Raw genomic sequence first — 24,761 nt, 5'->3', positions numbered from 1 at the left:
ACCACAAAGGTAAGATAAGTAAATATAGAATATTAAGGTTTAACCCGAATTTCCTTCAGTTGCGAGAATTTTATCATGCGGTTGTTCTCTTCATCCCAAAGGGTGTAAAATGCATACTTTAGGCTACTCCAAAAGGTAATTTCAGAAACGTGCTTCTGGAAAACCGGGTTTTCATGGCTGCATTTGTGCAACTTATAAAACGGAATCTTTGGAGCCAAATGATGGAGATGATGGTAGCCTATATTTCCAGTGAAGAAATTTAAGATGGCGGGCAACTTATAATAAGAACTTCCTTTTATCGCAGCCAGTAGGTATTCCCAATCTTTTTTCCAAGCTTTGTAATTGGGGTCGTGCTGGTGCTGCACGTAGAAAAACCAAATGGCTGTAAAAACAAAAGTGAGTAAAATTGGCACATAAATAAATGCCAGTTTTTTGAAACCATATAACAGATCAAAATGCGGCAGGCACAATACGAGGCCCAACACCACGAAGAAAAGCACCAAATAAACATTGGTAAGAAGCAACATTTTCCTTTCTTTGTCCCATCCTTTTAAGGTGATAAAAGGAATCCTGTTATGGATGAAAATATAATAAGCAGGCCCAATAATAAACATCACCGGAACAGATCGATAAATGCGGTACTTGAATTTTTCAAATTTGGAAAGCAATTCGTACTCGCGCACCGTTAGAAGATTTACATCTCCGATAGTCCGCGTGTCAAGCTGTCCCTGATGTGCGTGGTGGTGGTTATGGGATCTAGCCCAGTATTTATAAGGTATACAGGTGAGAAAGCTGGTTAAAAAACCGGTTCTGTCATTTTTCTTTCGATCCGGAAAGAAAGCTTGATGTCCGCAATCGTGCTGAATTATAAATACGCGGGTCAAGAAAAGTCCGCCGATAATTGAGATCAATAAAGTCGCTATCAATGAATAATCATAGACAATTGCCGCCAGGACGAATATGCCGATGAATGGTAAAATCGTGTTGAAAATCTGTTTCCAGGCTAGTTTTGTTTCAGGTGAAGCATAAGGTTTGATGAGTCGTTTCCAGTCTTTTAAGTCTTGAATAATAATTTCTTCGTGCTCTTTCGTCATATTTTATATTAAGTTGCAAAGGTATTCAATTAAAGGAACTGTGAAAATCATTAAGGAATAAATATATCTGATCCAAAAGTTAATCCGCCGTCAACTTCACTCAATCCCACCAACATTCAAAAAACCATTTTGGGAATGGATTGTTTAACATCAATCCGGCTCAGAAATGAGCCGGATTTTTTCGCCTTAAAAAAAAACTTCGATTTTGATTTATCTTAATGCATCGAGTGAAAAATTGATACAAAAAAACCGACTTATTTCTAAGCCGATTCTTTTACTTTTTAAGATAATCTGGGAGTTCCATTGGCACTTCCATTAAAAGAATTTCAGTGTCTTCTAAAGCTTCCACATTAAAACTTTTAGTATCCCAAATTCCTAAACCATCTCTTTCATTTAAAATCTGGTCACCAATTTTTGCACTGCCTTTCAAAACAAAAGCATAGACTCCATTTCCATTTTTGTTGAGCGTATAATCTTTTGCGTGGCCTTTTTCAAAATTTGCCAAATTAAACCAGGCGTCCTGATGGATCCAAACGCCATCATCCTCCTTATTGGGTGATAATATTTGCTGAAAGTCATTAATTTTTGCACTTTCTACGATACTCTTTTGATCATATCTTGGTTCAACACCTGCTTCCCGGGGGAAAACCCAAATCTGCAAGAACTTAACTTCTTCATCTTTGTTTTTATTGTATTCGCTATGTTGAACTCCGGTTCCTGCACTCATCACCTGGATTTCGCCTTTCCGGATAACCGCAGTGGTTCCCATCGAATCTTTATGTTCTAAATCGCCTGATAACGGAATTGAAATAATTTCCATATCCCGGTGAGGATGTGTCCCAAACCCCATTCCTTTCGAAACTGAATCATCGTTCAGCACGCGCAAAACTCCGAAATGGACGCGTTCGGGATTTTGATAATTTGCAAAGCTAAAAGTGTGATAACTGTTTAACCAGCCGTGATTTGCATGACCCCTTGAATCTGCTTTATGATAAATTGTTTTCATATTTTAATGATTTTAACACCGCAAATTTACAACATGTTCATTTGCAAACCATTGATGTAGGACAAGAAGACATTTCAACTTTTAAACCTCTCCGCATTTATTCGGAAAGGGAAGTTTTCAACATCTCTTTTCGAAATTCAACAACTGCATTTTCCACCCAATCAGTTGCTTTCTTCACTTCTTTGTGAGGATAAAAAACGGCATTTTTCCCTTTGCTTTCATCAGCGATATTAGACAAAATCACCACCGAAGTATTTGTTTCCGGATAATACATATTCAAAGAAGGCGACCCTTTTACATAGCCGGTATGAAAATACGATTCAGGTTTTCCGACATTCATCATCAAACCAAAACCATAATTCATTTTCCCTAGAATCTGGTGATTCCTGTCCGCAGATTTTTCCCTTAACTTTTTTAAAGAGGATGGTTTTAAAATATCCCCCTTAAACAAAGCATTATTCCAAAGATGCAAATCATTAACCGTTGACAAAATGCCACCGGCAGGCACAGAAATTTCTTTTGCTGAAAGTCGCGTCGGCATATTTTCAACTTTAGAATAATTATTTGCATTACCGATGTAAGCGGACGCAAAATGCGCTCCTTTAAAAAGATTTGCAGTGAAAGAACTTTTCATCTCCGCTTTTCTGAAAAGATCCATGGCGTTTTTATCATACGATTTACCCGAAACCTTTTCAATGATCTTTCCCAAATAATAAAACCCTTTATTGGAATAATTAAATTCCTGCCCCGGTTTTGACAGTAAACCATTTCCGAAATCGCTGATTCCTGAAGTGTGATTCAGTAACTCTTTAACCTTAATATTTTCAAATTGTCGCGGCTGAAATTCCGTTAAATATTTAGAAACTTTGTCCTCTGTGGAAAGCTTTCCTTCTTCTTCCTGCAATAAAATTAAAACTGCCGTAAACTGTTTGCTTATTGAACCAATTGCGAAAACCGAACTGCTGTTGAGTTTTGTTTTGTCTTTAAAATCTTCAAAACCGTTTTCTTTTTGATATAAAATTTTCCCATCCTGAAGAACAGAAATGTTGCCATTAAACTGGGTTTTCGCAAATACAGAATCGATTTGAACCTTCAAAAGCTGTTGCTTAAAAACCGTGAGTGTACTGTCGATGACCGCATTTCGTGCTGCGGTTCGCTCAACCTGCTTATCTTCTTCCGATTTACAGGAAAAAATTGCAACCAATAGAAAGAGAAAATAAAGCAGTTTGAATTTTTGAATCACTTTTGAAGTTTTTATAAAAATATTGAAATTAACCTGAAAGAAAAAATGGAGATTAAACCATAAAATTTGGGGAGAAAGATATAAATAATTAATTTTGAAGAATATGGACTGCTTTGATTATTGCAGATCTGAAAAGGGCAGTAAAAAAAATCAGTTCTTCAAATTATTTCCCATGACCGATGTTCGGACAATGAAAACAATGAAAGGGGTCAGCATACAGTCAGCATAAGGTCAGCATACACTAGGGGTTGCTATGGGGTTGGGTGCAGTTTGAACACCTAAGAGAATACGTAATCGGAGATGATTTACTGGGTTCCAATGTCTTTTTAGGACGACTGCACAAAAATCAGATTTTGACCAACTGTATTTTTTCTGATGATCCAAAATTCGCTTAGTTCCAATTTTTAATACTGATTCAATAATGGCAAGTAAATTCCTGTTATATAAAAAAACCGTGTCAAGGATTTAAACGTTGACACGGTTGATAAAATCATATTTAGGTTTTCGAAAGCAGCCTACATATTCCTTCTGTACATTCCGCCCACTTCGAACAAAGCGTTGGTGATTTGCCCAAGCGAACAGTATTTCACCGCTTCCATCATTTTTTCAAATAAATTTTCCTGGTTGATGGCGGCAGTCTGTAAATCTTTCAAAATTTGCTCACTTTTCTCAGCATGCGACTTCTGGAAATTCTGCAAATTCTGAATCTGTAATTGTTTTTCTTCTTCGGTGGAACGGATTACTTCTCCCGGACGGACCGTTGGCGAGCCGTCTTTTCCAAGGAAAGTATTCACACCGACGATCGGATATTCTCCCGTATGTTTCAGCATTTCGTAATGCATGCTTTCCTCCTGAATTTTCGACCTTTGATACATCGTTTCCATCGCACCGAGAACGCCTCCTCTTTCCGTAATTCGGTCGAATTCGGTATAAACTGCTTCTTCCACCAAATCCGTTAATTCTTCAATAATAAACGAACCCTGAAGCGGATTTTCATTTTTCGCTAAACCTAATTCTTTATTAATGATCAACTGAATCGCCATTGCACGTCGAACAGAATTTTCCGTCGGCGTTGTGATTGCTTCATCATAAGCATTGGTATGCAAAGAGTTACAGTTGTCATAAATCGCATACAAAGCCTGCAAAGTCGTTCTGATATCATTAAAATCAATTTCCTGCGCGTGGAGCGATCTTCCCGAAGTCTGAATATGGTATTTCAGCATCTGGCTTCTTTCGTTGGCGTGGTATTTAAACTTCATTGCTTTTGACCAAATTTTACGGGCGACGCGGCCGATAACGGCATATTCGGGATCAACTCCGTTCGAGAAAAAGAACGATAAATTCGGTGCAAAATCATTGATGTTCATTCCGCGGCTCAAATAATATTCCACGTACGTGAAACCGTTGGCCAAAGTAAAGGCCAACTGCGTGATCGGATTTGCGCCCGCTTCTGCAATGTGATAACCGGAAATAGAAACCGAATAAAAGTTTCTCACTTTCTGATCAATGAAATACTGCTGTACATCTCCCATTAATCTCAATGCAAATTCTGTAGAGAAAATACAGGTATTCTGCGCCTGATCTTCTTTCAAAATATCTGCCTGAACCGTTCCACGAACCGTTGCAATGGTTTCTGCCTTAATTTTATTATAAGTTTCAGCATCAATTACTTCGTCACCGGTAAGTCCTAATAATTTTAAACCTAAACCGTTATTTCCGTGTGGAAGTTCGCCTTCATAAGCAGGTCTTTTCAAACCTTTATCATCGAACTTTTGTTTTAATTTTTCTTCAACTGCTTCCCAAAGATTATTTTCGGAAAGGTATTTCTCTACATTCTGATCGATAGCGGCATTCATAAAAAACGCGAGTAACATTGGCGCAGGTCCATTAATCGTCATGGAAACCGATGTCATGGCATTGACCAGATCAAAACCGGAATAGAGTTTTTTAGCATCATCTAAAGTTGCAATTGAAACTCCGGCATTTCCGATTTTTCCGTAAATATCGGGCGGAAAAGCGGGATCCTGACCATATAATGTTACCGAGTCAAATGCTGTTGACAAACGTTTTGCATCCATATCTGCGGAAACATAATGGAATCTGCGGTTGGTTCTTTCGGGTCCGCCTTCGCCAGCAAACATTCTGGTTGGATCTTCGCCCGTTCTTTTAAAAGGAAATAATCCTGCGGTATAGGGAAATTGTCCCGGAACGTTTTCCTGACCTTTCCATCTTAATAAATCTCCCCAATCCTGGAACTTCGGTAAAGATATTTTCGAAATTTTTAAATGAGATAAAGATTCATATTTGGTTTCCACCTTAATTTCTTTTCCACGAACGAAATAAGAAAATGAATCTCCGGACATTTCTTCTTTGAAATGTTTCCAACCTTTTAGAAAAGCGGTATTTTCTTCGGAAAGTTCTTTTTTAGTTTTCAGAAATACTTTCTCTAATTTATCATGAGTATGCTGGTCATCGGTGATTAAAACCTTTGCACCTTCCAACAGATACATTCTTTTTGCAATTAAAGCCTGGCGCTCAACTTCTTTATCGTACTCGCGGTTCGACTCTACAATTTCTGAAAGATAACGCACGCGTTTCGGCGGAATTACCGTAGTGTCATCGGAAACGTTCTGTTCTATAAACTCATTAAATTTACGCGTATTTTCACCTTCCGATTTTTCTAAAGTTTCATTGACTTTATTAATTAAAGCATTGTACAATTCCGTGGTTCCGTAATCGTTGAACTGACTGGCTTTTGTAGAGAAAACCGGCATTTCTTCCAACGTTTTATCAAAAGCGGTGTGATTACGCTGATAGGTTTTCCGAACGGCCTGAAGCGCGTCTAAAGCGCCGCGTTTGTCGGATTTATTTAAGGCAATTAAATCAGCATAATCCAGCATATCGATTTTCTCCAATTGCGTCGAAGCACCATATTCCGGCGTCATTACGTACATTGAAACATCGGCGATATCGGTAATTTCAGAACCTGACTGTCCAATCCCGGAAGTTTCCAGAATGATAACATCCGGTTTTGCCAATTTTAAAATATTTAAAGCGGAATGAATGTACGGAGAAACCGAAACATTATTTTCCCGGGTCGCCATCGAACGCATATAAACGCGGGGATCATTAATGGAATTCATGCGGATTCTGTCACCCAAAAGCGCTCCGCCTGTTTTCTTTTTTGAAGGATCTACAGAAATAATCGCGATTTTCTGATCAGGATTGGAACGTAAAAATCTCCGAACCAATTCATCCGTTAAAGAAGATTTCCCTGCTCCGCCCGTTCCTGTAATCCCGATGATTGGAATTTTTGAATCTTTGGCTTTTTCGTCGATGGCTTTTACGAGATCCGGTTTTTCATCAGAGAAATTTTCTACGGCTGAAATAACTTCAGCAATGGATTTTGAATCCTCAAATTTAATTTTATTTAAATCTGAAACTTGAATATATTCGCCAGTTGCGAAGTCAGATTTCTGTACCAGATCATTGATCATGCCTTGTAATCCCATTTCTCGTCCGTCATCTGGTGAATAAATGCGGTCGATTCCGTAGTCCATTAATTCTTTGATTTCTTCGGGAAGAATTACGCCGCCGCCGCCGCCAAAAATTTTGATTTGAGGCGCGCCTTTCTGACGTAAAAGATCGTAGATGTATTTAAAATATTCGTTGTGACCACCTTGATAAGAAGTTAATGCAATTGCATTTGCATCTTCCTGAATCGCACAATCCACCACTTCTTCAGCAGACTTATCGTGACCGAGATGAATAACTTCGGCACCTGTAGCCTGAATCATTCTTCTCATAATATTAATCGCAGCGTCGTGTCCATCAAACAAAGAAGCGGCTGTTACAACTCTTACTTTATTTTTCGGTGTATATTTTTGGGATTCCATAATTGAATTTTCGATTGGTTTCAAAGATAAGACTTTTTGGAATTTTGAGGAAAAGAAAACCTTTTCAACTATTTTGAAAAGGTCAGCAAGGAGAATTATTCTTTTTTTTAGTCCAGGTGCAAGAATTCCAGCCGTTTAATTTCAGGTCCCAATAAGTATTTTGTGGATTACTGCTTATATTCTCTAAAACATATCATTAGAATGAGTAAACACTTTTTTAGAATTGTTAAAACTTTAAAAATGGTTAGTTTTGCAGAAATTAATTTCAAATGCAAAAAGCAATTATCTATTTATTCGCCGGAACCGGCCTCAGTTTTTTACTGAATTACTTTTTATTGGGAAGTCAGGGTTGGGAATTGGATTTGTATTATGGGTTTGCTTTTGGTTTGGCTTGGGGAACTGCCTATTTTTTAGATGATGAAAAGTTCACTCTTCCGAAGAAACTAGGCTATTCTTTTATATCGATGGTAGTTTTACTAATTATAGGTTTAATTCTGTTTAATTTAGAATTAGCCGTTCCATCAATTATCAAATTTTCAATGGTGTTTGTGGCGTATTACGTATTTGCCAGTTTTAGGAAAACGAAATCTTTGAGGAAATAAATTTATCTCTAAAAAAGTACGTTTAATAATTACCTTCAGGATTTGTTTTTATAATCATTACTTCTTCGTACCATTTTTTATAACTGTGATAGCGTGCAAAAAGAAATGCAAGTCTAAAACCTCCATCATTTTCCAAAACAACGTCTAATCCCATGGTATAATTAGGCGGGTCTTTAAAATATTTTTTCCAAATTATATTTCCTTTAGAATCTGTAAGAAAATAGGTGCCATTATAAAGTCCTTTGTCTTCTTTACCAATAAATAAAAGATTGCCAGAAGGAGTTTCCTTCACAGAGAAAAACATATCGTAAGGCGTAAAATGATTATAAAATGTCTTTGCCCACAACTCTTTACCAGATTTATCAATTTCCATTATATTTTGGCTGCTACTTAAGAGATAATTCCCATTTTTTCTTTTAACTAATTGATACGACACTCCTGTGTTGGCAAATATTTTCTCAGAAATTGCATTACCGTCTAAATTAGTTTTAAATAAATAATAAACTTGCTGTGTAGAAAAGGAGTTGTTAATACTAACATCGCCAAAAATCACAAGTTGATCATCTTGAATGTCGACATCCATAAATCTGAGATGTCTAGATTTTCCGCCAGTTTCAAGCATATGCGAAATGTATTCTTTTTCCCATATTTTATTGCCATCTTTTGATAACTTTGAAATAAGCCCTTTTTCATTTATATCATCACTATCATCAGCTAATGTTCCGACTACATAAATATTGTCTTGAGAATCTATAGCGAAAGAATTGATCGTAGAATTTCCATAACCATTATCATAAGTATTGATTCGGTTTTTCCATTTCAACATTCCGTTCAAATCAAGTTTTGCAACAGTATAACTTGCAGCAATAATTATTTCACCTTTACTTTCTTTCATTTTGAAAGTTGATGGTGAACTTTCACCGTCTATATCATAATTTTTCTTCCAAATTACATTTCCATCGTAATCAGTTTTCATTAAAAAAACCGAATATCCCCGATCGAAATATACATAGCCTCCCATGAGATAGTTTCCATCCGATAATTTTAAAATGTTTGTTGCAGCTCCAGAAGTTAAATCAGGACCCGGAAATTTATAATTTCTAAGAAAAGTTAAATAATATTTTTTAGTTTGAAAAGCAAATGTCGTGGAACTAGAATGCTTATAAATATCCGTTGCTATAATCTTTCCATTATAGCTTTTTAATTCTTCTAAATTCTGAAATCTGTAAGTTCTTTCTTTAGAATTTTCCATTAATTTCTGTCCATTTAACTCAATACTGTATTTCACCTCGTCATTTTCAGGATCTACGGCTGGTTCCCACGAGATGTATGCGAAATTATGTGAAACACTATCTATGTTAAAATTTACTTGAGACGGAGGCTGATTAATTTCCGGTTCTTTAGTTTGCACATCTTCTCGTTCAGAACAAGAAAATACACAGCAAATCAATACAAATAGATAAAGAAATTTCATAATATATTTTTACGATATAAATATATAGATTTTATAATAAAATTCATATAAAAACCAAAGGACTTAAAGCTAAGAAGGCTTTCTGTGAAAAATTTCGCAATAATTTTTATCGCTTATTATTTATTTCCAAACTTTAGAAAAAGAAAATCTTTGAGAAATTAGGAACTTTTGAGCCAGTATTTCTTTTGATATTAATGAAAATAAAATGTCCTATTATTTTCAATTTCAAATGTTTGGAATAAATTTTCACAAATATTTCGAGATAGAAAAAAAAATTTATACCTTTGCACACCCGTATTGGGGAAAATTATGTTTAATCGTAAACGAAAAAAGTGTGAATACATTAAGTTACAAAACCGTCTCAGCTAACAAAGCTACTGCAAATAAAGAATGGGTTGTGGTAGACGCTGAAGGACAGCCGTTAGGAAGATTAGCTTCTAAGGTTGCAAAGATTTTGAGAGGTAAGCACAAAACGAATTTTACACCTCACGCAGATTGCGGAGACAATGTAATCGTTTTGAATGCTGGAAAGATTACCCTTTCCGGAAACAAGTGGGCTGACAAAACTTACATTTGGCATACTGGTTATCCAGGTGGTCAAAAGTCAATGACTGCGCTCGAACTTCAAAAGAAAGATTCTTTGAAAGTATTGGAAAAATCTGTAAAAGGAATGATTCCAAAAACTAAATTAGGGAATCAATTGTTCAAAAACCTTTATTTATATGAAGGAACCGAGCACAAACATGAAGCTCAGCAGCCAAAAGTAATTAATATTAACGAATTCAAATAATTAATATGTCAATAGTTCATAAAATCGGAAGAAGAAAAACTTCTGTTGCAAGAGTTTATGTGAGACCAGGTTCTGGTGTGATCACGATAAACAAAAAGGATTCTAAGGAATACTTTGGGACTGACGTTTTAGTTTACAAAGTGAATCAGCCATTTTTGTTAACAGAATCAGTAGGTCAGTATGACGTGACTGTGAATGTTTTCGGTGGAGGTATTACCGGTCAGGCTGAAGCTATCAGATTAGCTATTTCTAGAGCGATGTGCGAAATCAACGAAGAAAACCGTTTGCTTCTTAAGCCACACGGATTGCTTACGAGAGACGCAAGAATGGTGGAGAGAAAGAAACCAGGTCAGAAAAAAGCAAGAAAGAAATTCCAATTCTCGAAACGTTAATACGAGACTGGAGTCTTATAGATTGGAGACCAGAGACTTTTTGTCTCATGTTTTTTATCTATTCATCTATTATCTAATCAAAAAATGCCCCGTTAGTTTAGCACCCAAACATTTCTCCCATCAAAGAAATCGTTGATTGCATAAAGCGGCACGTAAACTAAAAACAAAAAAGAGACATGGCAAAAGCAAATGTTAAAGACCTTTTAGAGGCAGGCGTACACTTTGGTCACATGACCAGAAAGTGGAATCCAAATATGGCTCCATACATTTTTATGGAGAAAAACGGTATTCACATCGTAGACTTACATAAAACAGCTGTGAAATTGGACGAAGCTTGTTCAGCTTTGGAAAAAATCACTTCTGCAGGTAAAAAAGTTCTTTTTGTTGCTACAAAAAAGCAAGCAAAAGAAGTTGTAGCGAAATATGCAGCAGAACTTAATATGCCTTATATTACTGAAAGATGGCCAGGAGGAATGTTAACAAATTTTGTTACCATCCGTAAAGCGGTTAAGAAAATGAACCACATTGATAAAATGAAGAAAGACGGAACTTTCGAAACTTTATCTAAAAAAGAAAGACTACAAGTTGATCGTCAAAGAGCAAACTTGGAGAAAAACTTAGGTTCAATCTCTGACATGGTTCGTCTTCCATCAGCACTTTTTGTTGTTGATATCATGAAAGAACACATCGCTGTTACTGAGGCTAAGAAATTGGGAATTCCAATTTTCGCAATCGTAGATACAAACTCTGATCCAAGAAAAGTGGAATACGTAATTCCTGGAAATGATGATGCATCTAAATCTATCGATATGATTTTGAGCGTAGTTTCAGCTTCTATCAAAGATGGTTTGTCTCAAAGAAAAGCAGATAAAGAAAAATCTAAAGAAGAAGGAGAGAAAGTTTCAGCCGATGCTGATGCAGATTTCGATTCCGCTGCTGCAGAATAAGATTTTATCTTCCCAATAAAAAAAGGTTCAGAATTTTTTCTGAACCTTTTTTTTATATATAACCGGATTCCTTATGGTATAAATTTCGTTCTAATTGGAAATCCCGGTGGCATTGTTACCAATACCAGTTCTTTCCGCATAGCTTTTATTGGGTATCTTATTGAGTGTTACCAACATATTCTTAGCGATATTCTTGCTCGAATGATATCGTGCTTCGCACATATTACCATATAGCGAATACTCTCCTTTTTTTACGGTCACAAAATTTTCACCATGTGCAGGAACTGCAAGATTATAAAATTCCTTTCCTTTAATCCTAACAATGATATTACAGTCTCCCGTATTTTTTATTAAAAGAATTGCCTCCTCATTTGAAATATCATTATCAAACATTTGATTTAATAATTTCACTGTCTTTTCCTTATGCGTTGCTGATGTTTCGGTAATTAACTGTCGGAATTCTTCTTCCTCACTCCTGTAATTACTCATACCTGAAGATGTACTCTTCACAGAAGTTCCTGTTGGATCAGTCTGGTCCGCCGCTTTAGCTTTTGAATACTGCACCGCTGAAAAACTCGATTTCTCCTGTTTCATCCATTGCTGATTTTTCAGCGAAACCAGTTTGCGTTTCAGCATGAACCGTCGTGAATCGTCAGGATGAGCCTCCTTCAGAAAGTTTTCGATCTCGGTAATACTATTGCTGTTGACGATATTATTATATTTTTTCTGAGCAGAAATTGCAATACAACTTACTATCGAAAGTGTGAAAAATATTTTCTTCATTAATGTAATGAGCGGTTATTTAATTTTAAATTTAATATAAGTGATGGTTTTCCCTTTGGCAGAAAACAATCCTTCATAATAGGTTTTTATTTCCCGTAATAAAGGGGTCTCGGGATCAAACTCCGGAGCACCATAAATGTCGTGGTTAGCAAACATAATTTCATGACCTAACCCCTGAAGCAGTCCCAGTGTATATCCGTGCAAAAACTCTGAATCTGTTTTAAGATGCATGATTCCATCTTTCTTTAAAATTTTCTTATACCGTTCCAGGAAATCCGGATGGGTCATTCTATGTTTGGTCCGCCGGTATTTTATTTGCGGATCTGGGAAGGTTATCCAGATTTCGTCAACTTCACCTTCATCGAAAAAATGATCAATTAACTCAATCTGCGTTCTTAGAAACGCAACATTGTTCAAATTATTATCGATGGCATCTTTTGCACCAAACCAAAATCTGGCTCCTTTGATATCGACTCCTATAAAGTTTTTTTCCGGGAAGGCTCTTCCCAAGCCTACCGAATACTCACCTTTGCCACATCCCAATTCTAAGACGATAGGATTGTCATTTTTAAATACCTCCTGTCGCCATTTACCTTTGAGATGAAAATCAGCTAAAGCCTCAGCTCTGGTTGGTTGAAATACATTCGGAAGCGTCTTGTTTTCGGCAAATCTTGCCATTTTATTTTTACCCATATTTTTTTCAAAAATCGTTCAAAATTACTTAAAAATAATTTCTTACTGCTTTAAAAGTTTAAAAAGAAATCATGATTTATTTACCGGGATTATTTAGAGAAACCACAATTGATTTTTGTATGTTCTTCTATGAAGAAGATCCGGCGCGCCATACGTTCCCCGAAAACACATAACCACCCTTTGTCACCACAATGGAAACTTCTGCATATTAAGGGTACCGCAAGGCTATAGTTCGCATTTCCCACTCCTTCAATTCTTACAATTAAATTACAGTCTGAGATGTATTCTCAACACAATACTTTCTTTGCGGAACAGTCTTATTTCATTTGCGCAGAAGATGTGTTCATCAACATTTTGATAAAAGCAGAAGTGGAAAATGAAAAGTAAAAAAGGGTGGCTTCAGCCAATGATAAACGGAAGTATTTATTGTATCAACCCGTAACCAGATTATTGTCTTTAAAGCAAGGATATCTCCAAGGATAAAAAATAATAAGCAAAGTCAATAATGACGACTGTAATTTACCTAAACTCGTTCATCAACTGCGAGTTTTTTAATCTTCTTTGATAAATAGGCAGATATTTGTCGATATAAATCGCGACTGCTTCATAATTATTAGCCTTTACAAAAGGATAAAGGTTGTCTGAAGAATAGACAAACTGCAGGAAGTTGTCGATGAGATTTACGGGTATTTTAAGGTTGGTAAAGTATGCTTCACCATAATAGTTTCTGATATTGGTAACTGCGACATTCATTTTTTCATATTGTTGAGCCCGCTCCTGTTTTTTACGCTCGCCCGATAAAATGTCATAAATACTTTCTAAACTAAATGTAAGTCCGCCTCCGCTGAATCCTGCTACGGGTAACTGAGGGGAAGTTCCATCTCCAACGGGTGCCGGAAGGCCAATCATCTTTTGCAGTTCCCATGTTTTATCTCCATTTTTCAGGGAACTCACATCCTTTTTAAGATTTCCGGTAGGCTTAAATTTATTAATCACCACTTCCTGTATGTCATAGTAGGCGATTTTTAGTTCTACAAAATTTTTATCGGTCTGGAGTTGCTCGGCAGTCACCTTCACATCAGTACGATCGGTCACTATAGAAGTAAAACGGATTATATCTCCCGGTTTTGCAGGGATTTTGAACGTTCCAAAATAATCGGTATAAACCGTCTTTTGAGCGGTAATATTGGTGACATATACCTGATTAAGATAATACACCGATTTATCTCTAATCAAAATTTCACCGGAAAAAAACTGGGACTGAACTTTAATTAAAATAAAAAAAGTGAGCAGTAAAAAAACTTTCCTCATACAGTGCGCAAAATAAATGAATTTTTTACTAATAATTCTAATTTGGATTTCAAAACATGGTTAAAGTTTGGTTAAATGGTCCAAATAAATGTTAATGGATTTTATTTTAATGGTTTACTTTATTTAAACAAAAAATCCCCGGAAGTTTTCCGGGGATTAGGATGATAAAGACCAAAGTCCTATTTTTTGATAAATTTCAGTTGGGCTGCCTCGCCATTGTCATCTATCGCGATAACATATACTCCTTTCTGCAATTGAGAAACCTGTACTTTATTATCGACTACTTTGCCTTTACTGACAGTTTGCCCTGTCATATTGTAAATGGTGTAAGTTGCTTTATTACCTACTTTAGTAACATTCAATACGTCAACTGCAGGATTAGGGTACAGCTGTATATTTGCTTTGGTACCACTTTCACCTACTGCAAGACTGCCAATATCTAACGTATAATCTTCAACCTGTCCATATCCCGAATAACCGCAAGGAGTTCCATTACTGCCTTCACTGGTATCATGTAATCTCACTCTCATTCTGGTAAGACCTGATTTTGCATTCTGAGGAATAACTACAGACCCAGTCCAAGGAGATTTTTTCATTCCTGAAACCACAACAAGTTCGGAGTCATCAAAGCTTTTGTCCTGATTAAAATCGATCCAAACCTTTACTTCGTCAGTGGCAAATGATCCTGTACCCGTAGCGTTGAATGCATAAGTCATTCCTTTGGTTACATTTCCTACTACGGAGGTAAAATCTTCATATCCCGCTTTACTTGTTGAACTTTTATTAATGTTAGCAAATGTTACATTACTAATTTTCTCATAACTAGTAGAACCCGCTCCCGCTGTGCAGTATGTAGCAACAGTCGTAGTAAAATTAACAGATGTCGAGAATGAACCTGTAACCCCAGTACAAACCGCCGCAACCTGAACTTCATAAGCAGTACCTTCAGCTAATTCGGTAATGCTATAGCTGCTTTTGGAAGAAGCGACCTCCGTCCACATACCGTCTGATACTTTTTTATATCTTACTTTATAGGTAGCATTACTAATTGGATCCCAGCTCAGATTTGCCGCAGTATTTGAAATTCCATAAACTGCAAGTCCTGCCGGCGCTGAGTTATCACATGCACTGGTCACGGATACTACCACCGGAGCAACTGCATAAAATACATTTCCGATCGCAGAAATTCTCATTTTCATAGCCGTGTTTGTTGCAAACGATGCAAAGATAAAGTCTTCAGTTCCGTCGTTTGGTGTAGATTCTGTTAAAACCGTCCATGTTGTGCCATTATCTGTTGTATAATCAATTTTCACATTCGTCACATTGAACGGAGCGGCGTTTGTTCCTGCTACATCCCAGTTCAATGGACCTGGAGCATTGTTATAAACTTTTGTAGAGGTGATTTTAAATGGTCCATTAGCACTTACCGTTACTTTCTGAGCAGCAGTTTGAGTTTGCTGTTCTGTTACATCGGGATTATTATCTCTAACTGTAACTTTAAAGTTAGAGTCTCTTGCTATCGCTGACACCGCTTCCCAACCATTCGGGTTACTTAGAGTGCCTGTCATTACGGTTTCCAGTTTTGGAAAATATCTTGTTGGATTAGCAGTTCCCATAATTGATCTAAAACTTGCACCATTTCTTGTTGTTCCTAAATTAGATTTAGAAATAGGCTCAAATGTATCATCTACCTGTTCCCAAGTATAATTCAGAACATCATTTTCGGGATCAGTCGCCTGAGCGGTCAATACAAAAGCTGTTCCTTTGGGAATGGTTACATCCGGCATTGGCGTAATAACAGGTGGGTTATTGGTAACAGCCGTTTCGATATCACACGTTTTATCGTTCAAATTAGTTTGAACCTGTATAATAGAGTTAATGTGAAAATAAGGATCAGAATGGCGCTGAATATCAGTTGCACCAGTAATTCCTGCATACCCCATGATTGTAGATCCTGAGCCAGGCTCCACATTTTGTCCTGAAAACTCACTATTATGAGAGAAAGTATGGTTTGCGCCTAATTGGTGACCCATTTCGTGCGCTACATAATCGATATCGAAGTTATCGCCAAACGGCTTTCCATCAGCTGGAGATGTAATACCTGAACCTTTTTTCGTATCGGTAGGAATCCCACTTCCATTTACTGATGGACTCTCACAAACACAGCCGATACAACCTGCGTTACCACCACCACCATATGCTCCAAACATATGGCCGATATCGTAATTTGCTTCACCTGCAACTGCTGTAATTGCTTTTTGAGTTTCTAAGTTCCAAGCAGAAGGAACGCTGCTTACTGTCGCTGTTGTAAATGGATCTGTAGATGCATCGGTATAAATTAAACTCGGGAAATCCTGAAGAATTAAATGAAGACCAAAATCTTTTTCAAAAACACCATTGCAACGGGTTAATGTTGCATTAATGGCAGCCATAGCTCCGGCCACACCACCAAAATAAGTAGTATATTCCCCATTAGTAGTCATTACCAAGCGCATTGTTCTGTACTTTTTGTCAGAAGCTTTGCTAAAATCGCTGGGATTATTAGTGAAATTTTTTCCAGACATGTAAAGCTTGTCGATCTGCTGTTTTGTTAAAGGCTCTTCGCTTGTAGAACAAACAAATGCTTTATCGGCTTCCGATTTATTGGTTTTCGGGTGAACACCGTAAACGGTTTTACCTGTATTTTGTGGCTCTATGAATTCATAAGCTCCATTCCTAAGAATCATCGACTGGAAATCGTTCGGTGCCACACTGAATCTTACATACGCTGTAGGGTCATCAATCCCAACGCCTACATAAGAACCCAATTGGTAACGATCCTGCAAAGACTTCACCACAACAGGCGCACTGTACACTGCAAATCTTTCAACTTTGCCATCAAGAGTTGGCAGTTGAATCTCTACCGGCTTTGCGCTCTTTCCGGTTTCCTGCGCATTGGCAAGTTTGGATCTCATCATCTTGAGATCTAAGGAATAGTATTTTTTTACGTTGGATGAAAGCCGGATTTTCTCGCCTTGCATTGATGTTGGACTCCATTGTGCAAAAGCTGCCGTGCCCATCAATCCACAAAGTAAGGAAATAAAAATTTTCTTCATAAGACTAATTTATTTTATTAAATATCATTAATCAAAAGTAATTTTTTTTTATTAGCCATCAAAATAAAATTGATAACATTCCCTTTAATTAATAAATTAATCCGTATTTATCCAACATAAAAATCAATATATAGATAAATTATATATCACAAAATTATGAAAGATCAAATTCCGGGTAAACATTTAAGAAATAATTGTCGAAATAATAGCTCAAAAACAACCCATCCGGCATTCGCACTATAAGCTATATCATTAAAAAGAATAAGCGATATTCCAGGAAAATCCCATATTAAATTTTGCGGAACTTTTTCCAAATCCCGGAACGATCATCGGTTTAATTTCATCCTGTTTAGTACTGAACAATAAATATTTGGGCTGAACAGTGGCTTCAATATAAAAAGGGGAATCAAACAACTGTACTCTTCCGCCAATATTTGCCTCCATCCAATAAGAACTTTGATTAGATGCAGGGAATGCCTGAGACGCATCACTCCCACCATATCCACGGATCGGAACAGCTTTATATTCCTGATTATAAAAGGAGCCCGCTACTTTTCCACCAACAAAAAAACCATTCATCGGATTTTCCTGGTCGTGGGCTAACATGTAAAGTGTCCCTAATTTTAGAAAAGGCCCACTGACCGAAGCATCATATCCGTTTTTTTGATAAATATTCTTTTCAAAACCTGCATCTGCGATGGCGTACCAATTTCCTTTTATATGTGAAGAGACGAAACCCTGAAATAATTTCCGATCTGAAAAAGCGCCAACTCCTGCATTCAAAACATCAAAACCGGCTAAAAAATTAGGTTCGTATTTCCATTTTACTTTAAGCGAATCCTGCTCCTTTTGAGCAAAAGTCATCATGAAAAGAAAACTAAAAAAGAAGGTAAAGATGCGTTTTGCTTTCATCGATGATTTGGTTTTGATTTTGTTCAACTCCCAAAACTGCATTGGGAACTTCGAGTACAGAATTTAGATTCTGATACAATTTTTTTATTCCACACGCCGGGGAAACATATTGGGAAGTCGAGGTATAATTAATTTTAATTTCAGAATTCACGGCCGCTCTGGAAGCGCCCACATACATCTTTGTAAAAGGCTGGTCATCTACCCGCAAAGGAATCAAAACAGAATCGGTTTTTACGACACTGCCAAAAACCCCAATCGGCCCGGTACCATAATCTACTGCAATAAAAAGGGAATCCATTGTTTTCATTTTTCCGCTGGATTTAGTCTTGAATTTAATCTTCATCCGCGGGGTTGCTTCACCACCGATGCAGATATCATCATCTGAACCACAGGAACAGAGAAACAAGAAAATGAGCAGCAAGAAAAGGATTTTTTTTTTCATTATTTAGGATCCAGGGCTTTTTGTATTCTATACGTCAAATCTTCATAATGATACTTATTCACAAGATCAGCCAATTTTTTTACGGCAATATTTTCCTTAATGTTATTTAAAGTTCCACGCACCACTGCAGCAACATCGGAATTTTTAGAAACTTCCGCAGTTCTTGAAAATCTGTTTGCCGATGAGGGTTTCGCATTTAGTAAACCGATCAGTGACTCCACGTAATTGCGTTGTAGATTTCGCCGGTAAATATCTTCGGTTGAATTAGTGAAAATATTTTCCTTCAAATCGTTCATATAATCAACCAATGCATACGCATCTGCATCCTCCGTTTGGCTCTGATTTATCATTTGAAGAACATTGTCTGCCAAAATTCTATTTAAAACGGTGGTCTGAAGATTTTCCACCAAATTAACAGGTGTCTTCTCTGTGTTCTGAAAAACTTCTTTCTTTAAAAGCCATTCCGGTGTTGTAAAAATATTTTGATTTAAAAATTCTAAGGCCCGCTTCTGATCTGCTTTAGAAACTACTTCATAAACAGAACCACTTTGTTCAATTGTTTTCGGTGTTTCTAACTGTCCGCCAATATATTTGGACACATGTCCCAGATATCTCGAGAACTGTCCTGTCACCTGATCATACATTATTGAAAGATTGCTGAAATCTTCATTAGGTTTTTTCGTCCAGTCCTGAAGATTATCTACAATCCGTTTTAAATTTTTAATACCGTAGGCACTTGCAATCATTGCATCATCACCCACCTGTTCACTCTGAGAACGTGGATCGTAAGGATTACTTTCCGTACCAAACCAAAGACGGTTATTTTTCAACTTGGTAATCACCCATTTATTAAGGTGCTCTTTTTCTTTATCCGGAGAATTATATTGGTAAAACCGGCGGTAACCCCACTCAATTGCCCAATCATCATAATCACCAATTCTTGGCATTATGCCAGCTTCGGTGACTTTATCTTCTGGCTGTGCAACATAATTAAATCTGGCATAATCCATAATAGACGGTGTATGACCGTTTTTTTCCAGCCAGTTCCGATCACGAAGTTTCTCTACCGGAACGGTTGAACTGGATCCGAAATTATGTCTTAACCCTAAAGTATGACCCACTTCATGAGAAGAAACGAAACGAATAAGCTGACCCATTAATTTATCGTCGAAATCCATCTTTCTTGCGCGCGGATCATTGGGTGATGCCTGCACAAAATACCAATTCCGCAGCAAAAGCATTACGTTATGGTACCAATTGATATGGCTTTCTAAAATCTCTCCGGTTCTGGGATCTGAAATCGACGGACCTGATGCATTGGGAACATCAGAAGGTTTGTAAACAATTGCAGAAAATCTGGCATCTTCTAAACTCCATTCCGGATCATCTTTAGTATTGGGAACTTTAGCATAAATCGCATTTTTAAATCCTGCTTTTTCAAAGGCCTTCTTCCAATCATTAACACCTTCCATTAAATACGGAACCCATTTTTTAGGAGTTGCCGGATCGATATAAAATACAATCGGTTTTGCGGGCTCTACCAACTCGCCTCTTTTATATTTTTCCAAATCTTGAGGTTTCGGTTCGAGTCTCCATCTTTTAATCAAAGAAACTCTTTTTACTCCTTGAGGATCTAAATCAAAATCGGTATACCCCACTGCGAAATAACCCACCCGAGGATCAAAGTATCTTGCCTGCATTTTATTCTCCGGGAGCAAAACCAGAGAAGAGTTTATTTCTACCGTATAGTTTCCGCTGACTACGGGTTTTTCCTGTCCAGGTGGAACTGTAAGACGCCCTAATGTTTTAGCAAAAGTTTTGGTGGTATTAATTTCAATATTATTGGGAAAAGATTTAACAAAATTAATGTAAGATTTGTCTTTTTGGAAGGCGCCGACTTTGTAACCCATTTTCACGGTGGCATCAAAGGATACCAGTTCGTTGTCTGCATCAAGCATATCTGTGGCATCGATGACGTATGATTTTTTATCTTCTCCGAATGCCTTAATATCAAAAGACATAATAATGGCGTGCACATTATTCCGCATTACAGAATTATACATTTGAGAGGTAGAATCTTTTGCGTAATCTACGAAGGAAATCGATTTGATGAAAATTTTATCCTGCGGCCCTTTTTCAAAAGTGATTACATTCTGCCCAATCTGGTCTCCTGCATAACCACTCGTTCCCGAGCGCATTCCAGCAGCCGCTTTGGTTAATCGGCTCACCAATAAAAATTCTTTACCCAGAAGCGTCTGTGGAATTTCAAAGTAAAATTTGTCCTGAACTTTATGAACGGAAAGAACCCCTAAATCTGTGATCGCTTTATCAGTAATCACTTCTTTGTATGGTTTTATCTTCTCTGGTTTTTTTGCACCAGGTTTAGCTTTAGCAGTTGCAGAAGAATCTGATTTGACAACCACGGTGTCTTTAACCTGCGCTGTTGCGGCATTCACAAAGCCTACCAATACAGTAAGCACAAAAAAATTCTTTAATCCTTTCATAATTATTTATTAAAAAAATAAAAATAGTGTTTATATTTTAATTAGTAAAGCAATATTTTCAACATGATGCGTTTGTGGGAACATATCTACCGGTAAAATTTTCACCAGCTTGTAATGGTCTTTCATCAAAGCTAAATCTCTCGCCTGTGTGGCAGAATTACAACTTACGTAAACGATTTTTTCCGGTGCGATTTTCAGAATTTGCTCTACTACTTTCTGGTGCATCCCGTCTCTTGGCGGATCGGTAATCAGTACATCTGCCTTGGGATGTTGTGCGATAAATTCATCATTAAAGATTTCTTTCATATCACCACAATAGAAGGTGCAGTTGGTTAAACCGTTCAGTTCTGCGTGTTCTTTTGCGGCATCAATCGATTCCTGAACCGACTCAATTCCGATGACCTGTTTTGCTTTTTTCGCAACATACTGAGCAATTGTTCCAGTTCCTGTGTACAAATCGTAAACGACCTCATCACCTTTTAAATCAGCAAATTCCAAAGTTTTTGCATATAAATTTAAGGCTTGTTTATAATTCGTCTGGAAGAAAGATTTGGGTCCGATTTTAAATTTCAAGCCTTCCATTTCTTCCATTAAAAAACCATCGCCAAAATAAGTTTGAACGTCCTGATCGTATAAAGAGTCATTTTGTTTTGAATTGATACAGAAAAGTAAAGTTTTAATCTGTGGAAATTCGCCCAACATAAAGTCGAATAATTGCTGCTGATTTTCTTTTTCTTCCCGGAATAACTGAAATAAAACCATCCACTCGCCTTTTGAATTCTGACGGAACATGACGGTTCTCAAAAAACCCTGCTGACCTTTGACATCAAAAAACTCTAAACCATTTTCTACCGCATGCTTTTTAATCGCCAGCCGCATGGCATTCGATGGGTCTTCCTGAAGGAAACATTCTTTCAAATCCAAAATCTTGCTCCACATTCCTGGAATATGAAATCCTAAAGCATCGCGATTTCCGAAATTCTCTTCAGAACTGATTTCATATTGGGTGAGCCAACGTGCATTGGAAAAAGAAAATTCCATTTTATTACGATAGAAATACTGTTCATCGCTCCCGAGAATTGGCAAAGTTTCAAAATCTTCAATTCCTCCGATTCTTTTAATATGATTAAAAACTTCGTCCTGTTTAAATTCCAGTTGTTTTTCATAAGAAAGATTCTGCCATTTGCAACCGCCACAAACCCCGAAGTGAATACATTTCGGTTCCACACGGAAAGGTGATCTTTCGACAATCTCAATCATTTCTGCTTCGAAGTAATTGGATTTTGATTTTTTTACGCGGGCATTTACAATATCTCCGGGAACCGCACCTGAAACCAAAACGGTTTTTCCTTCAGCGGTTTTTCCTACAGCAACGCCTTTTGAACCGGCAGAAACCAATTTGATATTCTCTAAAACAATATTTTTATTTCTCTTTCTCATGACAATTAATCTGGAGGCAAAAGTAAGGTTTTAAAATAAAAAAACCGGAAGTTTTCCCGCTTTGTAGTTTTTAATTATTAAATTATAATGGGCTTCTATTTAATTACTTGCATTCAAATAATAATCACGACCTCTCAAGTAGAAAAAGCCCAAAAGACCACCAGAGAACAGAAAGGCTAAAGTCCAAAGATATCTTCCATTAATATGATTAGTAAAAACATCGACAATCAATACCACAGAAGCAATAAAACTGGAAAATAAACCTATATAAATAAGAACTTTTCCCGCTGCGAGTGGAATATCCAAACTTGGAATACTGTAAAAAACTGTAAAAAAATTAAATACAAAATTTACCAAAATAAGCGTATACAAAACATTTTTAGAAAGAAGTAATTCTTTTTTCATTTTTAAATATTTTCTGAAAGATAAAAAAATTCCTGCCATAAAAATGACAGGAATATATTTTGAACAGGCGTAATATTATTTAGCTGCAGGCACAGGAGGCTGAACCAAATCATTTTGCAATGTTGCTTCCGGTGCAGCAGGCGCTTTTAATCCCGTTATTTTATCAAGCATGGTCACTAATTCCGGATCACCTAAATTAAAGAAAAACTTGCTGGCCACTTTGCCTTCTTTATCGATAAGGATAAATGATGGAAGTTTGAAACCAAAGATTCCTAAATCTTTTGCAATTTGGGAGTTCATACCGGCTTCACCATATGCATTAGTTCCCGGGAATCCCATTAACATTGCTTTGCTTGTTTTAGAAAACTGATCTTTTGTGTCATCTAAATTGACATAGATAAAATCCATTTTTGATTTGTAGAAGTTGGTAATTTCTCTCAGAACCGGAATGGTCGCTTCGCTAATATATGGATTCCAGGAAGCGTAAAACATTACCATTGCAGGTTTTGCTTTGTTATCTGCTAATTTGAAAGCGCTGCCATCTTCTTTCACTAATTTTGCAGCTGAAATCGGCTCACCCACTTTAGGCCCCGAAAGAACGAACTGAATATGCTTTAAATCTTTTTTGATTGTTGCATCTTTAATTTTATCCTGGATCAGTTTAGTAATTTTTGCAGCATTTTCCGGAGTCGTAGAAGGATTGATATCACTGTTTGACATTACAAATGCCAACAGATAATCTTTCTCTAACTGAGGCATATCTTTTTTGGTATCTAAAAAATTAGAAAACAAAACGGAAGAAGTTTCCTGACCCGATTTATTGTGAGCTTCTGCGTACGTCTGGAAATCCTTACTTAATTTCCCCAATAAATAATTTCTGTAAATCGGTTGATTTTTCAACATTCTGTCTTTGTTTGTACTCATCTTCGCTTCAGCATCGGTAAAGTTTTTGGAAACTTTATAGTCTGCTTTTCCGGTTGCCTGTGCGTGATTCATTTCGTACTGAGTCATCAGTCCAAGAATACTTGCATTCAATTCGTCTTTTTTCCACTGAACAGCTTCACTGTCGGCTGATGTTTTTTTAGCGGCAGCATCAATTCTGCTTTCTAAATCGGTTCTTATTTTTTCAACTTCTTTTAAAAATGCAGCTTCGTCTTTAGTTACCAATTCACCAACATTTATTTTTCCTGCATATTCCTGGATAGAAGCTAATGATTCCTGGATGAAGTCATTATTTTTCTTCGCATCGCCGGTCACTGTAAATTTCGCGGGGAAAGCGTCTGCCTGTCCTGAGATATTTACCTTCTGACCTCCTTTAAGATAAACCATCGCCTGTTTACCTGCATAAGTCATAATATACATACCGTCTTTCGGAGCCTCGAAGCTTCCGGAAAAGCTTCCTTTGCTGTCTACTCCAATATTAATCAACGGAAGTGTCGCTACGCCAGATGCTTCTATAAATTCAATTCTTTCTAATGGTGATCCACCGGCAAAATTACCGGAAACCTCCACTTTTTTTGAACATGACATTGCAGCGAATGCAACCAATAGCATTAAAAAATACTTACTCATCTTTATTGTTTTTCTTTTATTTAATTAAAATTGATTCAACCAAACTACCCTTGTTTTTAAATCTGAGCAAAAATAGGGTTTTCACCGAGTTATTAAAAATTTATTTTTAAGATTTGTGAAAGTTTAACAAAGAAAAACTGCTTTCATTTCTGAAAGCAGT

General features: G+C 36.8%; 19 protein-coding genes. 4 read left to right on the top strand and 15 right to left on the bottom strand.

The annotated features are described in order from the left end of the window. Positions 1–32: 32 nt before the first annotated feature. The 4 genes from NBC122_RS06225 to NBC122_RS06210 form a co-directional block, all read right to left on the bottom strand. Positions 33–1,094: a fatty acid desaturase gene (locus NBC122_RS06225; RefSeq protein WP_133439556.1), complete on the bottom strand. Its 1,062-nt coding sequence runs from the start codon at positions 1,092–1,094 to the stop codon at positions 33–35. A 274-nt stretch (positions 1,095–1,368) separates the two neighbouring features. Further along, positions 1,369–2,100 (bottom strand): pirin family protein, encoded by a 732-nt coding sequence (locus NBC122_RS06220; RefSeq protein WP_133439555.1) that lies wholly within the window; start codon positions 2,098–2,100, stop codon positions 1,369–1,371. Positions 2,101–2,197: 97 nt separating this feature from the next. Next, positions 2,198–3,343 (bottom strand): serine hydrolase domain-containing protein, encoded by a 1,146-nt coding sequence (locus tag NBC122_RS06215; RefSeq protein ID WP_133439554.1) that lies wholly within the window; start codon positions 3,341–3,343, stop codon positions 2,198–2,200. Positions 3,344–3,858: 515 nt separating this feature from the next. Further along, positions 3,859–7,239, bottom strand: coding sequence for a methylmalonyl-CoA mutase family protein (locus NBC122_RS06210; protein WP_133441070.1), 3,381 nt, complete (start codon positions 7,237–7,239; stop codon positions 3,859–3,861). A 269-nt stretch (positions 7,240–7,508) separates the two neighbouring features. On the opposite strand from NBC122_RS06210, the gene NBC122_RS06205 reads away from it, so the two are divergent. After that, a complete protein-coding gene (locus NBC122_RS06205; RefSeq protein WP_133439553.1) occupies positions 7,509–7,841 on the top strand; it encodes a hypothetical protein in 333 nt (110 codons plus the stop codon). A gap of 22 nt (positions 7,842–7,863) precedes the next feature. On the opposite strand, the gene NBC122_RS06200 is transcribed toward NBC122_RS06205, so the two are convergent. Beyond that, positions 7,864–9,315: a fibronectin type III domain-containing protein gene (locus tag NBC122_RS06200; RefSeq protein ID WP_133439552.1), complete on the bottom strand. Its 1,452-nt coding sequence runs from the start codon at positions 9,313–9,315 to the stop codon at positions 7,864–7,866. Positions 9,316–9,649: 334 nt separating this feature from the next. Between NBC122_RS06200 and rplM the strand changes: the two genes are divergently transcribed. The 3 genes from rplM (at position 9,650) to rpsB (ending at position 11,444) form a co-directional block, all read left to right on the top strand. Beyond that, complete coding sequence (gene rplM / locus NBC122_RS06195; RefSeq protein ID WP_034721149.1) at positions 9,650–10,105, top strand: 50S ribosomal protein L13; 456 nt, start codon at positions 9,650–9,652, stop codon at positions 10,103–10,105. 5 nt (positions 10,106–10,110) lie between these two features. Beyond that, entirely contained in the window at positions 10,111–10,497 is a 387-nt protein-coding gene (gene rpsI / locus NBC122_RS06190) for a 30S ribosomal protein S9 (RefSeq protein ID WP_133439551.1), read from the top strand. Between the two features lie 176 nt (positions 10,498–10,673). Continuing rightward, entirely contained in the window at positions 10,674–11,444 is a 771-nt protein-coding gene (rpsB, locus tag NBC122_RS06185; protein ID WP_133439550.1) for a 30S ribosomal protein S2, read from the top strand. Positions 11,445–11,534: 90 nt separating this feature from the next. Here rpsB and NBC122_RS06180 read toward each other — a convergent pair whose 3' ends face one another. The 10 genes from NBC122_RS06180 to NBC122_RS06135 all read right to left on the bottom strand — a co-directional run bounded on the left by NBC122_RS06180 (position 11,535) and on the right by NBC122_RS06135 (position 24,601). Continuing rightward, entirely contained in the window at positions 11,535–12,227 is a 693-nt protein-coding gene (locus NBC122_RS06180; RefSeq protein WP_133439549.1) for a DUF6759 domain-containing protein, read from the bottom strand. A 15-nt stretch (positions 12,228–12,242) separates the two neighbouring features. Continuing rightward, positions 12,243–12,920, bottom strand: coding sequence for a tRNA (guanosine(46)-N7)-methyltransferase TrmB (gene trmB / locus NBC122_RS06175; RefSeq protein ID WP_133439548.1), 678 nt, complete (start codon positions 12,918–12,920; stop codon positions 12,243–12,245). A gap of 519 nt (positions 12,921–13,439) precedes the next feature. Next, a complete protein-coding gene (locus NBC122_RS06170) occupies positions 13,440–14,156 on the bottom strand; it encodes a hypothetical protein (protein WP_307422798.1) in 717 nt (238 codons plus the stop codon). A 254-nt stretch (positions 14,157–14,410) separates the two neighbouring features. Then, positions 14,411–17,326 (bottom strand): reprolysin-like metallopeptidase, encoded by a 2,916-nt coding sequence (locus NBC122_RS06165; protein WP_133439546.1) that lies wholly within the window; start codon positions 17,324–17,326, stop codon positions 14,411–14,413. A 252-nt stretch (positions 17,327–17,578) separates the two neighbouring features. Further along, a complete protein-coding gene (locus NBC122_RS06160) occupies positions 17,579–18,238 on the bottom strand; it encodes a DUF6048 family protein (protein ID WP_133439545.1) in 660 nt (219 codons plus the stop codon). Next, positions 18,204–18,680, bottom strand: a complete 477-nt coding sequence (locus tag NBC122_RS06155; RefSeq protein WP_133439544.1) for a DUF6452 family protein — start codon at positions 18,678–18,680, stop codon at positions 18,204–18,206. Before NBC122_RS06155 ends, NBC122_RS06160 begins: the two co-directional genes overlap by 35 nt. Then, positions 18,680–21,184 (bottom strand): zinc-dependent metalloprotease, encoded by a 2,505-nt coding sequence (locus NBC122_RS06150; RefSeq protein ID WP_133439543.1) that lies wholly within the window; start codon positions 21,182–21,184, stop codon positions 18,680–18,682. The genes NBC122_RS06155 and NBC122_RS06150 overlap by 1 nt, the downstream gene beginning before the upstream one ends. A 30-nt stretch (positions 21,185–21,214) precedes the next feature. After that, a complete protein-coding gene (gene rlmD / locus NBC122_RS06145; protein ID WP_133439542.1) occupies positions 21,215–22,624 on the bottom strand; it encodes a 23S rRNA (uracil(1939)-C(5))-methyltransferase RlmD in 1,410 nt (469 codons plus the stop codon). 99 nt (positions 22,625–22,723) lie between these two features. Further along, complete coding sequence (locus NBC122_RS06140) at positions 22,724–23,029, bottom strand: hypothetical protein (protein ID WP_133439541.1); 306 nt, start codon at positions 23,027–23,029, stop codon at positions 22,724–22,726. Between the two features lie 75 nt (positions 23,030–23,104). Beyond that, entirely contained in the window at positions 23,105–24,601 is a 1,497-nt protein-coding gene (locus NBC122_RS06135) for a TlpA family protein disulfide reductase (RefSeq protein ID WP_133439540.1), read from the bottom strand. Positions 24,602–24,761: the final 160 nt, after the last annotated feature.

The sequence above is a fragment of the Chryseobacterium salivictor genome (genome assembly GCF_004359195.1).
GTDB lineage: Bacteria > Bacteroidota > Bacteroidia > Flavobacteriales > Weeksellaceae > Kaistella > Kaistella salivictor.
Note: the sequence above shows the minus strand (reverse complement) of the source record. Positions and strands in the feature narration are given on the sequence as shown.